Source organism: Anaerococcus sp. HMSC068A02, assembly GCF_001811125.1.
Lineage (GTDB): Bacteria > Bacillota > Clostridia > Tissierellales > Peptoniphilaceae > Anaerococcus > Anaerococcus vaginalis_C.
In genome coordinates this window covers 108,688-121,390 of the sequence record NZ_KV803771.1, presented here as the reverse complement: position 1 = coordinate 121,390, position 12,703 = coordinate 108,688, and the positions used below count along the sequence as shown (strand labels likewise).

Sequence of the window (12,703 nt, the reverse complement as noted above, 5' to 3'; positions counted from 1 at the left end):
TTTTAATTTCTCTCTTTCAATTTGTACATTAATTTATATAGGAATTTACATTTCAAAAGAAACTTAAAAATAATTTTTTCCTTAAACGTAATATTTAATTTTGAAATATCTTTTTGATATGGCTTTAAAGTTAATTTAATTAAATTAAATACCTCATCATAATATTTAGAATTTAGAGAATGAAGAAGTGTAATGTGACAAGATTTAAATAATTTATAAATAGCTCCATTAATATTCTTTTCAGGAAAATTGAATTTTTTATAGTTTTCAAGCATTTCCTTGGTTGCATATATTAAGTCAAAATGTTTCAAAGAAAAATCACTTCGTTGAATGCTTCCATATCTTTGAAGATAAAAATAATTTGATTCTTTTAAACAAACAATTTTTTCACATTCCATTATATACTTATATGTTGTATATGAATCTTCAAATAGTTTGCCAACAGGAAATGGATACTTCTCCACTATATCTCTCTTTATCATTTTGCTTACAGCATAGCTACCAAATTTTTTTTCATAGCTCATAACTTCAAGTGCATCATATTTTTCCATAACTAAATCATTATCTAAACTATTTAATATAGTTTTACCATCAGGAAAAACCTTTACTAAAGGTATTACTACCATATCAGCTTCATATTTAATAAGTGCTTGGTAAAAATCATTTACAAAATCAGATCCTACATAATCATCTGAATCAACAAATATAATGTAGTCTGAATCAGTGTTTTTTACACCATAATTTCTTGCATCAGAAAGTCCCCCATTTTTTTTATGGTAAACTTTTATAATATCAGGATATTTCCTTGCATAATTATCGCAAATTAAACCACTATCATCAGTAGAACCATCATCCACTAATGCAATAAAAAAATTTTTATTGGATTGATTTAATAACGAATCAATGCATTTATTTAGATATTTACTTACATTATATACTGGAACAATTATACATAAAAAATTTCTTTTCAAAATATATCTCCATTAATTTATTTCAGATATAAGCTCAGATATAAATTTTTTATAATTTTTATCAGAATTATATTTATTTAGCCAAGTATTTCTTGCTGAAAATCTGTACTGTATATATTCTTCATAGCTTAATTCATAAATATAATAAATTAGTTCAGCTAACTTCTTGTTACTTATATCCTTATCAATTAGAAAACCATTTTTATTATCTACTATTTCACTAGTTCCACCTACATCTGTAGCTATACAAGGTATTCCAAAAGACATAGCTTCCATGATAGAAACTGGTATTCCTTCTGATGTACTTACATTTATAAACCAATCGTAGCAATTATCTTTATATTCCTTCATCAATATTTGATTTGAAACATTACCTTTAAAATTTACTTTTATATTATTACTCAATTTCTTTGAAAGAGATTTTATCTTATCCATCTCAGGACCATCTCCATAATGCGTCCATTCTATTTCAATAGAATTTATTAGTGATAAAGCTTCTATAATTAGATTAAGCCTTTTTACAGGAACTACATTAGAACAACTTACAAGTCTTATTTTATCACTTTTAATATAATGTTGTTCACCATAATCAATTGTCCCCAAAAACTTTGTTTCTATTTTATCTGAGTAATTAATAAACTTATTTTTCAAATAATTCGAACCATCATTTGAACAAGGATATACCTTGTCTAATAAAGATAGCAATATTTCTCTCATAGGAATATATTCAGTAGGTCTTTTTTCTTCATATAAGTCAAATCTATGAGCTCTGCAAACTATTTTTGAATTTAAATTTAATTTCTTTTTAACTAAATACGCCACATATGGTTGATACTCAAATCTATATGAGTAAAAAATGCTATTGTCTAAATCTTTCTTAGAATATTTACTTAAAATTTTATTTGCTTCGTAATGTGACCTACTAACAAAAACAAATAACTGAACAAGCCTTTTAAAATTAAACCTTTTGTTTCTAATTAGATTACCCAACTCCTTATATAAATTTTTATCAAATAAAGAAACAAATGAATATAAGAAATAAGTTAATTTAGAAGCATAGTATATGGGATATATTTCAGCTTTACAGTCTATATTTCTTATTTTTTTTGAATGATCTTTTCTAAGTTGTAGTGAAAATATAAGAACATCATCAAATTTATCATAATACTTGACTTCTGTTTCTAAATATGCTTCCCAATTTCCATAAGGAAATTCATTTGTAAAAAGGCAAAGTCTTTTCATTATTACTCCTTTTTAAACTTTATTTTAAAATTAGCTTTATATTACTTTCGATTTCTTTAAGTTTTTCTTCACACCTTTTGATATTATCAGCTTTTACAATAACTTGACCTATGCAATCATTGGAATTTTCAAATTTTCTTATTTCATCATTTTCTTCTTTAAAAAATGTAATTTCTACAATATCATCATCTTTTTCATTAGAATTTACAATTTCTTTTAGAATTCCACTTTCTTTAGTTTCGATTATCATTCTTGCAAGGCCCGCTTTATTTTCTTTTGATTTTTTTGACCAAAACTCTAATGGATTTTCTGAAATTGCCATTGATGCTATCATTTTATAATATTCTATATCATAGTTAATTTCAACTAATTCCGGAAGACAGTTTGCCCCTACTCTTCCTGTTAGCTCTATAATATACACTTCATCATTTTTTAAAATCATATCCACATTTACAGCACAATTATTTAATCTAAGTGCCTTAATAGCTTTTTTAACTTCAATTTTTGTCTTTTCAATTATATCGTCTTTTACATCTAGTGGAACATAATGACCTATTGGAACAGCTGTATGACTCATGTAGGTTTCATCACCATGTGGCATAACAAACAAAACTTCATTATTATAAACAAATGCTTGAGCTCCAAATTCATACCCTTCTATAAATTCTTCAACTATGCAGTAATCTCTTTTTGTAAGACTCATTGTTTGATTGAAACCATTTATTGCTTCTTCTTCATTTTTTGCTATATAAATTCCTTTACTACCTTGTAAGTCTGTAGCTTTCACTATTACTGGTAATTCAAGAGCTTCTAATGCATTTTTTAATTCTTTTTCATTTTTTATAACAAAGTGTCTAGCAGTATTAACATTATTTTTTTTGAAAGCTTCTTTCATTTTGTATTTATCGCCACACATTATAGCAGATTCTTCATTTAAACCAACTAGATTTTGTTTATCACATAATCTTGCAAGTGATACAATTCCTGTATCAAGACAACAAGTAGCTGCTCCATCTAATTTTAAATCTTTAGCTTTTTGTTCAACTTCATCAGGATTTGATATATCCATATGACAAATTTCATCAGCTAATTCTAAACAAGGCTTATGCGCTTTAGGCATTGTTCCTGCTATTGTGTAAATACCTAATTCTTTTGCTGCTTTATATAAACCTAACTGACCTCTACCAGCACCTAAGATTAATAATTTCTTATTTTTATACATAAAATCTCCTTAATTTGTGTATACATTTTTTTGCAATAATACTACTTGTATAGTTTTAAAAACTATTTTCAAATCTAATAAAAATGAAATTTCTTTTGCATAATTAGCATCTAATTGTAGTTTTTCTTCTTGTGATATATTATTTCTAAAATAGGCTTGTGCATACCCCGTTACTCCTGGCTTTACTTTAAGTCTATCTATTCTTTTTTGATCATATTCACTTACCGGTCTATCAATTGTTATGGGTCTTGGCCCAATCCAGCTCATATCACCTTTTAAAATATTAAATATTTGTGGTAACTCATCTATTGATGTTTTTCTTAAAATTTTTCCTATTTTTGTAACTCTTGGGTCATTTGCACTATTAAAAGTAGAATTGTCTTTGTTTCTAATGTCTGGTGCGTTCATTTTCATTGAGCGAAGTTTATACATTCCAAAAACAGATCCGTTTAAGCCCCTTCTTTTTGCTATATAAAAAATATCACCTTTATCTTCGATGTATATCAAAACTCCGAAAATTAGACAAATTATCAAAACAAATGGCAATGCAATCAATGCCAATATTAAATCTAATATTCTTTTTATAATATTTTTGTATATCATTATCTTCCTTACTTTTCTACTTCTATTTTTATCATTTCCAAAGCTTTCTCACAAGACTTCATCGCGTTAGAAATATTATCATTTTGTGATATAACATAGGCAACTCTATCATTTGAACTTTTTATTTCTCGTGATTGTTCCCCAAGTCCATGGACTATTTCTACATTTTTTATTCCACTTACTTCTTCCGCTTCTTTGACTCCAGTAATCTTTATTATTTTTCCAATATCACATTTTTTATATCTAGCTGCTGACGCTTTTTCAAATTTTTTTCTAATATTTATTTCTTGTCCAAGCGCAATATTTATTGATGCTTCTACCATATTTACTCCTGTTGAATATGGTACTAAGTGAGTTGTTATATTATCTCCACCTAGTCTTGCCCCTAACTCTACAACTTTTGGTCCATCTTTTGTTACTTTTATTTCTGTATGTGATGGTCCATTTTCTATTCCTATTGCTTTATTTGCATTTATTGCTACTTTTCTTATTTTTTCTATTGTTTCTTTATCTAATGATGATGGTTGACTGTGACCCATTTCTACAAAATATGGAGCACCAGTAGTAATTTTGTCTGTAACTTGTATTACATGACAGATTCCTTTATATGATATTGTTTCTACACTAACTTCTGGACCTTGCATAAATTCTTCTACAAGCAGACGACCTGAGTTTGAATTTTCTTTACAATATTTATATATTTTTTCAAGCTCTTTTTCATCATAATTTTCAATTAATCTTATTCCCCTACTTCCAGAATTATCAGCAGGTTTAACTATACATTTGTAATTATTATTTTTTATTTCTTCTATAGCTTTTCTATATTGGTTATAATCATCTACTGAAAAATACATGGGAATTGGTACAGATGATTTTTTTAAGGCATCTCTCATTTTTGATTTATTGGTAGCATTAATAGCAGTTTTTTCATCTATTGATATTAAATCTAATTCTTCTGCAACTTTTGCTACAGTTATCATTGGCCTATCACTTGCTATGGTTATTATCCCATCAATATTATTTTCTTTTGCAGCTTCTAAGACTTTTTTTGTATCTGTCGTACTTACTACTATTTTTTTATCTGCATATGAAAAACCTTCTGCATTAGGGTTCATGTCAACTGCAATAACATATATTCCCATCTTTTTAGCTTCAACAATAGCAGGGATTTGTAGGACACTTGCTCCTAAAATCATTAATTTTTTCATAAAACCTTCTTTACTTTATTGATACTTTTTCACAATCTCACAAAAACTTTCAATTATATAATCAACTTCCTCATCAGTAAGTTTTGTGTGAAGAGGAAGGGTTATTTCATTTTTGTAATGACTGTAGGCGTTTGGATAATCTTTTATATCAAATCCTAGATTTTTGTAGGCTGTTAGTAATGGAAGTGGCTTGTAGTGAACATTGCACGCTATTCCTTTTTCTGCCATTTCTTCTATTATTTTGTTTCTTTGTTCTGTATCTATTCCTGAAACTTGTGTTATATAGAGATGTCCTGATGATTTATGATTTTGGTCAAAGTGGTTTAAACTTTTTATTCCTAATGGTCTAAAGGCTTTGTCATATTTTTCTATGATTTCTTTTCTCCTTTTTAAAAGTGTTGGATACCTTTTTACTTGGGCAAGTCCTATTCCTGCTAATACGTCTGTCATATTGCATTTGTACCAAGGTCCTACTATATCATATTCCCATGAGCCAAGCTTTGTTTTGCTTAGGGCATCTTTTGATTGACCATGAAGGGATAATAATTGATATTTTTTGTAGAGTTTTTCGTTGTCTATTCCTTCTTTGTCTTTCCATGTTGCATATCCACCTTCTGCTGTTGTGAAATTTTTTACTGCATGGAAGGAAAAATTTGAAAAATCTGCTACTGATCCTACTTTTTTTTCTTTATACTCTGCTCCCAAAGCATGAGCTGCATCTGACATTACTATTATTCTGTTGTAGGCTTCTTGAATTTCGTTGTTTGCTTTAAATAAATTTTTCTTTTCTTCTACAATTTCAAATATTTTATCGTAATCGCAAGGAACTCCTCCCAAATCTATAGGAATTATTACTTTTGTTTTTTCGTTTATGGCTTCTTTTAATTTTTCGTAGTCCATTTCTAAATTTTCTTCTTGGGTATCTACTAAAACCAATTTTGCTCCAACGTGCTCTACTACTGAGGCTGTCGCTGTGTAAGTGTAGGCGCTTGTTATCACTTCATCGCCTTCTCCAATTCCTAAAACTCTAAGAGTCATTTCTGCCGCTGCTGTTTGAGAATTTAGGCAAACTCCTATATTTGTTCCTGTAAATTCTAGCAAATCTTTTTCTAATTTTTTGGTTTTTGGTCCTGTTGTTATCCAACCAGATTTTAAAGCATCTATTACTTCATTAATTTCTTCTTCGCTAATGTCTGGTGGTGAGAATGGTATGTTCATTTTTTTTGTCATTATTTATTACCCTTTCCTATAAACGTACTTATTAAATTATTTATCGTAACAACTATGTCTAATTCGTCTATATTTTCTTGGTTTATTACTTTATCCAATTTTTGGAAAAATTCTTCTCTTGAAAATTCTAATGGTCTTCCTACGGATATTCCTTCTACTTTTGTATCTGATAAAAGTTCTTCGTCCATTAGTCTTTCTTCGTATAATTTTTCTCCTGGTCTTAGGCCTGTGTATACTATTGGCATATCTATATCTGGTTTATATCCTGATAGTTTTATTAATTGTCTTGCCAAGTAATCTATTTTTACTGGCTCTCCCATATCTAGTACAAATATTTCTCCGCCTTGTGCCATTGAGCCTGCTTGTAATACTAATTTTACTGCTTCTTTTATGGTCATGAAATAGCGGATTATTTCTGGGTGGGTTACTGTTACTGGTCCACCTGATGCTATTTGTTCTTTGAAAAGTGGAATTACTGATCCGTTTGAACCTAGGACATTTCCAAATCTTACTGCTACAAATTCTGTTTTCGGATTTTTTTCTTGTAAGTAATCTTTTGGATTTATGGTGATTATTCTATCTCCATCGTTTATTGTTACTTTTGCAAGTTTTTCATATTCTTTGTTTGCTCTAATGTCATTTATTCCTTGGATTATTTTCTCGCAAACTCTTTTTGTTGCTCCCATTACTGATGTTGGATTTACTGCCTTGTCTGTTGAGATTAGAACAAATCTTTTTGCATCGTAGATTAATGAAAGTAGAGCTACTATGTAGGTTCCTCTTACGTTATTTTTTATTGCTTCTACTGGACTTACCTCCATTAATGGTACGTGTTTATGAGCTGCTGCGTGAAATATTATTTCTGGTTTGTATGTTTCGAATACTTTTTTTACTCTTGCATAGTCTCTTACTGATCCTATTAGGGTAATGAATTTTAAATCTTTATTATTTCTTTTTAGCTCTTGTTCAATTTCATAGGCGTTGTTTTCGTATATATCAAATATTATCAAAAGTTTTGGTCCGTATTGGGCGATTTGTCTACAAAGCTCTGATCCAATTGAACCTCCACCGCCTGTAACAAGAACAACCTTGTCATTTAGGTAATCAAAAGTTTCGTTTGAAAATATTTTTACTGGATCACGTCCTAATAAATCTTCTATTTGGACATCTTTCATTCCTGACATAGAAACACTTCCTGAAACTAATTGGTATATTCCAGGTAGAACTTTTACTTCGCACTTTGTGTCATTGCATATTTGTAAAATTTCTCTTTTTTGGTTTTCTTGGGCTGATGGAAGTGCTACTAATATTAGATCTATGTCTTCCTTATTTACTAATTCATTTATTGACTCTCTTCCCCCATAAATAACCGTTCCGTCAATGTATTGACCTTTTTTTTCTGGATTATCGTCAATAAATGCAACTACTTTTATGCTTGTATTTTCCTGTCTGTTTGATTTGTTTATATCTTCTTTTATTGTCTGACCAGCTGATCCTGCCCCAATTATTATTGCTTTTTTAAATTCTGGATTTTTGTCTAATAGATTATATTTTCCTTGTATAAACATTTTGTTGGCAAATCTTATCCCCACTGTAAAAGTGTATTGAATCAAAAATCCATATACAAAATATGACAATGGCATCCTTTGAAACAGAATTGAAATACCAAAAACATGAACTAATAATGATAAAGCAACTGCTTGAGTTATTTTTATTAATTCAGTATATGATGCATATTCCAAAATTATTCTGTATAGCTTGAAAGCTGAATATATAGCAATTGTTATAACTGTATTTATAAGAGCATAGTTTTCAAAAGCTTTTAAATATATCCTTGGTATTTGAATTAAACTTCCATCAAACCTTAAAAATAAAGCTAAAAAATATGCTAAGTTAATGATTATAATATCAAAAGCTAAGAGTATATATGTTTTTTTATTTATTATTTTTTTAGTATCCATTTTCATTCCTTTTATAGCTCTTCTTTTTTTACTTTTTAAATTTTCTTTATTTATATAAATACTCATAGGGTAAGACATCTCCGCTTACAATTTTTACTAAGAAAAAAATCTCAAGCTCTGTATACCTTACCCTTTTAATTAAAATATTTATTTATCTGTTTTATTATTTTTCAAAATCCCATCATGAACTTGGTCAATAGATTCTTCATCCGCTCTCATCATGTATAAATCACTTCCAGGCATTAGGTATGATGGTAGTCCTGGTTCGCTTGTTCCTGTTACTGCTTGGCTTTTTATTTTCCAATCCTTAGCGTCATCTATTTGACCATTTACTAATTCTATCATTTTATCATAAGGCATATTTGTATTTACTGAATCAAGTGCAACTTCTGCTATTGAGTTGAAATTTAGTAGTGTTTCAGTTGACAATAATTTTTTTATTATTCCTGTCATTACTCTTACTTGATTTTTTCCTCTATCAAAATCTCCTTCTGCAAGGTGATATCTTTCTCTTGAATATGCCAAAGCCATATCTCCATCCATGTGGATTGTTCCTTGTGGGAAATATTTGCCACCATTGGTTTCAAAAGCAACAGGATTTTCAACATCTACTCCACCCAATAAATCTATAAGTTGTATAAGAGTTGTGAAATTTACCTTTGCATAATAGTCTATATTTATATCAAGGAAATTTTCCAAAGTTTTTATAGAAGTGTCCACTCCAAATAAGCCCGCATGAGTTAATTTATCATTTGCATACTCTCCCATTCCAGCTATATTTACATAGGTATCCCTTGGAATTGTTGTTATTAAAATTTTTCCTTTTTTAGGATTTACACTTACTATTAAATTCACGTCAGATCTTGATACAGTTGCAAGATCTCCATAAGTGTCTATTCCTGAAATATATACATTAAAACTTTGATCTTTTTCAACTTCATTGTTTTGATTTAATTTTTGATCTCCCTTAACAGAATAAGATTTTAAAACTCTAGTTTTTTGGCTAAATCCTTCAATATTATCATCTAACATCTCCCTGAAGCCTTCATTTAATAAAACGGCTTGAACATTTCCATTAATTAAGCTGTTACCTAAAGTTAAATAATCTCCTAAGTCTTCAACATTTAAATCATCGCCATTTTCTTTTTTGAATTTTTCTAAAGCTTGTTTAACATTTTCTTTGTCCACTTGCTTAGCTATTGCAACTTGATTTTCATTCAAATCATCCAATGTTTCAATTGGAGATTCTTTCAAAACAACGAAAGACATTTTTGTTTTATTTACTTCTTTTTTTTGATTGATTTTTTGAACAGTTTGTATTGAAGTACTTGCGTAAGAAATAAATAAGCCTTCCACTGCACTTACAAACAAAAGTACAATTATAAAAAAGGCTTTAATCGGCTTGCCAGCCTTTTTTCTTTTGAAAATCAACAAAGAAAATCCAAAAATAAGTAAAAATATAAGTCCCAAAACTATAAACCTATATTTCACTGGCAAAATGCTATATTTATTTAAAAAATAAAAAAATATTATGTACACAATAGTTGATAAAAAAATCGAAATTTTAGATATTAAGTTTTTAAACATTTAAAAAACAGTCTCCCCTATAACTTTTTTGTAATTATTCTCACATTAGAATATACTAATTCACAATATTTGTCAATTTTTTATGCTCATTCATTGTTATACTTATCAGCTTTTTAGATATTTTAAATATTTTATTTAATTAAATTTATGGTACAACGGAGAAGTTTAATTATATAATATTTTTGATTTTTACTTAATAACTAAATTCAAGAAAATTATAAGGGATAGAAATTTTCTATCCCTTATGCTTTTAACTGCTCACTTTTATTTACTAATAAATATTTAGACAATAAATATAGATTTCAAAAAATAATTATGGTTAAAATCAAAAATATTTTTCTTCATATTTTTTATCTGAATTTAGTTGATTTTAAAATTATATTACGCCAATCTTCATTTTAACTATATTTACTTTATTTTAAACTGTAAGTTAATACTTATAAATTTTTTCTTGCATCTTTTAAAAAACTAAATGCAATTAATAGAATTACAAAACCTATTGGAAAAGCTGCTACAATACTAACCGATTGTAAATTTCGCATTGAACTCTCTGAAAATAATAATGCTATAGGCAATAGGACAAGTAAAATACACCACATTAATTGTATCCCTTTACTAGGTTGTTGATTCTCTTTTAAATTATAATAACTGTAGCATGCAGCTGTATATGCAATTGAGTCAAAAGATGTTGCGTAAAAAGCAATCATAGTAAACAAAATCAATAACATTACCAATGACGAAAATGGTAGACTTTTGATTATATATATTATTGTTTCATATATGTCATTTGATTTATTATACAATGAAATCAAATTAGCCTTACCTGAAAATTGCACTCCCATTGAGTAATTACCTAATACAATAAAGCTAATTAATGTTGAGCCAACGCCAAAAACATATCCTCCCAGTATCGTCTGTCTAATAGTTCTTCCTCTCGATATATTCCCTATAAAAAATGGAGCAGCCACACACCATACCATCCAATATGCCCAATAATATATTGTCCAATTTTGTGGAAAAGATGATTCTCTAAGAGGATCCGTAAATGTAGATAAACCTATAAAATTTTGTATCATAATACCCAACGCAGAAAAGCCATTGTCAATTATATACTGAGCTTGATTGCCAAATATAAATACCAAAGCTATTAATCCATAAAATAGATAAATACATAAATTTGCTAATTTACTGATTCCTTTAAATCCATGTAAAAGTGAATAAGTATATATAAAACACGTTATCAGTATTATAATAATATTTATAAAATTACGGCTCAAATTAGTATTAAAAATATAGTTAATAATTGTAGCCATTAGAGGCGTAGCTACACTAAATGTTGTTGCGGTTCCAGCAAGCAAAGCAAAAACAGCTAATAAATCTATAATTCTACCTATCCATCCGTCTGTTCGTTTTCCCAAAATAGGTCTGCAAGCTTCAGAATATTTTTGTCTTGATCTTTTTCTTACGTGAAGCATAAACCCAAACGCTACAGCAAGCACTAAATAAAAAGACCAAGGAATTAAACTCCAGTGAAACATAGAATACACACTTGACCATATAGGAATATTCCCTTTTTCAATAATAAATGGATCTGTCGCATACATTATCCACTCAGAAAAAGAATAAAATAAAATATCTGCAGCTAATCCACATGTAAACATCATTGAGCCCCATGCAAAAAAGGAATACTTTGGCTTTTCATTTTTATTTCCTAATACAATATCACCATACTTTGATCCAGCTATATAAAAAGACAGGCAAAATATACCTAAACCAATAATTAAATAGTAAGTTCCTAGTTTATCTCCAAAGAAAAATCTTATTTTGCTTAAAAATAAATTTGATTGTTTAGGCATCAAAATAAATAAAGTACATAGAATCAAAATAATAATTAAAGGAATAAGCGTTATAAGCCAGTCAATTTTATTCTTTTGTGAATTTTTTTTCATTTTTATTCTCCATATAGTTTTCGTAGCTAGAATCAATAGCTAAAAGTTCACTGAAATTATCAATTTCAATAATATCATTCTTATCCATAGGATAAATTCCTAATCTAAATTCATTAGGATGACAAAAAAGAGCTATATCATCCCAATAAATCTGTCTATTATTATTTTTAAATTCCATTTCCAAAAGACTCTTTAATTTTTTACCATCTTTATTATTCCATCTAGAAATACTATAAAGTTGCCATCCACATTTACCTCCAGATTTACTACATGACGTCACCACACCATCATTTACAGTCTGTAACCATTCATCCGTATATCCATCTGTCCAAACACTATTATAACCTGAACGTTCAAAATATGGATTTAAAATAGAATCATTATAAATTATTTGATCTCCATCTAAGATTATCGAATTTTCAATAAAATCTCTCGCAACATACAATGAAGAAATATTATTACAAGTTTCAAAGTAAGGATTGTATATAAGTTTTATATTTGAATACTTTTTTATTAGTTCATCAAAATTTTCTTTCAAATATCCCACAACAATATATATATCATTTATTCCATTTTTATGTAAACTATCAATTATTGTTTCAATCATTCTTTTACCATTTACTTTTATTAATGGTTTAGGAGTTGTCAATGTAACTGGTTTCATTCTATTGCCCATTCCCGCCGCCATTATTATTGCTCTTTCAACTTTAAACATACTCAATCTCCTAAA

The 12,703-nt window shown here is 28.3% G+C and carries 10 protein-coding genes; all 10 read right to left on the bottom strand.

Annotation, left to right across the window (positions count from 1 at the left end):
• Positions 1 to 2: 2 nt before the first annotated feature.
• The gene (locus tag HMPREF2782_RS07735; protein ID WP_070642030.1) at positions 3 to 971 is read right to left on the bottom strand and encodes a glycosyltransferase family 2 protein; all 969 of its coding nucleotides are present in this window, start codon (positions 969 to 971) and stop codon (positions 3 to 5) included.
• Between the two features lie 12 nt (positions 972 to 983).
• Positions 984 to 2,213: a glycosyltransferase gene (locus tag HMPREF2782_RS07730; protein ID WP_070642027.1), complete on the bottom strand. Its 1,230-nt coding sequence runs from the start codon at positions 2,211 to 2,213 to the stop codon at positions 984 to 986.
• Positions 2,214 to 2,232: 19 nt separating this feature from the next.
• A complete protein-coding gene (locus HMPREF2782_RS07725; RefSeq protein ID WP_070642025.1) occupies positions 2,233 to 3,435 on the bottom strand; it encodes an ATP-grasp domain-containing protein in 1,203 nt (400 codons plus the stop codon).
• A 9-nt stretch (positions 3,436 to 3,444) separates the two neighbouring features.
• Positions 3,445 to 4,038 carry a sugar transferase gene (locus HMPREF2782_RS07720; protein WP_186821668.1) on the bottom strand — a complete coding sequence of 198 codons (594 nt, stop codon included), beginning with the start codon at positions 4,036 to 4,038 and terminating at the stop codon, positions 3,445 to 3,447.
• A gap of 8 nt (positions 4,039 to 4,046) precedes the next feature.
• Entirely contained in the window at positions 4,047 to 5,246 is a 1,200-nt protein-coding gene (locus tag HMPREF2782_RS07715) for an ATP-grasp domain-containing protein (RefSeq protein WP_070642022.1), read from the bottom strand.
• A 15-nt stretch (positions 5,247 to 5,261) separates the two neighbouring features.
• Positions 5,262 to 6,476, bottom strand: coding sequence for a DegT/DnrJ/EryC1/StrS family aminotransferase (locus HMPREF2782_RS07710; RefSeq protein ID WP_186821667.1), 1,215 nt, complete (start codon positions 6,474 to 6,476; stop codon positions 5,262 to 5,264).
• Positions 6,476 to 8,437, bottom strand: coding sequence for a polysaccharide biosynthesis protein (locus HMPREF2782_RS07705; RefSeq protein ID WP_070642228.1), 1,962 nt, complete (start codon positions 8,435 to 8,437; stop codon positions 6,476 to 6,478). Before HMPREF2782_RS07705 ends, HMPREF2782_RS07710 begins: the two co-directional genes overlap by 1 nt.
• Before the next feature lie 147 nt (positions 8,438 to 8,584).
• Positions 8,585 to 9,928, bottom strand: coding sequence for an LCP family protein (locus HMPREF2782_RS07700; protein WP_083304914.1), 1,344 nt, complete (start codon positions 9,926 to 9,928; stop codon positions 8,585 to 8,587).
• A 533-nt stretch (positions 9,929 to 10,461) separates the two neighbouring features.
• Positions 10,462 to 11,973 carry a BCCT family transporter gene (locus HMPREF2782_RS07695; protein ID WP_070642016.1) on the bottom strand — a complete coding sequence of 504 codons (1,512 nt, stop codon included), beginning with the start codon at positions 11,971 to 11,973 and terminating at the stop codon, positions 10,462 to 10,464.
• Positions 11,948 to 12,688, bottom strand: coding sequence for a sugar phosphate nucleotidyltransferase (locus HMPREF2782_RS07690; RefSeq protein WP_070642013.1), 741 nt, complete (start codon positions 12,686 to 12,688; stop codon positions 11,948 to 11,950). Before HMPREF2782_RS07690 ends, HMPREF2782_RS07695 begins: the two co-directional genes overlap by 26 nt.
• Between the last annotated feature and the right edge of the window lie 15 nt (positions 12,689 to 12,703).

Bases quoted from the DNA above. Each gene is read 5' to 3' on its own strand.
- HMPREF2782_RS07730 (WP_070642027.1), bottom strand. From the start codon at position 2,213: ATGAAAAGACTTTGCCTTTTTACAAATGAATTTCCTTATGGAAATTGG.
- HMPREF2782_RS07725 (WP_070642025.1), bottom strand. From the start codon at position 3,435: ATGTATAAAAATAAGAAATTATTAATCTTAGGTGCTGGTAGAGGTCAG.
- HMPREF2782_RS07720 (WP_186821668.1), bottom strand. From the start codon at position 4,038: ATGATATACAAAAATATTATAAAAAGAATATTAGATTTAATATTGGCA.
- HMPREF2782_RS07715 (WP_070642022.1), bottom strand. From the start codon at position 5,246: ATGAAAAAATTAATGATTTTAGGAGCAAGTGTCCTACAAATCCCTGCT.
- HMPREF2782_RS07710 (WP_186821667.1), bottom strand. From the start codon at position 6,476: ATGACAAAAAAAATGAACATACCATTCTCACCACCAGACATTAGCGAA.
- HMPREF2782_RS07705 (WP_070642228.1), bottom strand. From the start codon at position 8,437: ATGGATACTAAAAAAATAATAAATAAAAAAACATATATACTCTTAGCT.
- HMPREF2782_RS07695 (WP_070642016.1), bottom strand. From the start codon at position 11,973: ATGAAAAAAAATTCACAAAAGAATAAAATTGACTGGCTTATAACGCTT.
- HMPREF2782_RS07690 (WP_070642013.1), bottom strand. From the start codon at position 12,688: ATGTTTAAAGTTGAAAGAGCAATAATAATGGCGGCGGGAATGGGCAAT.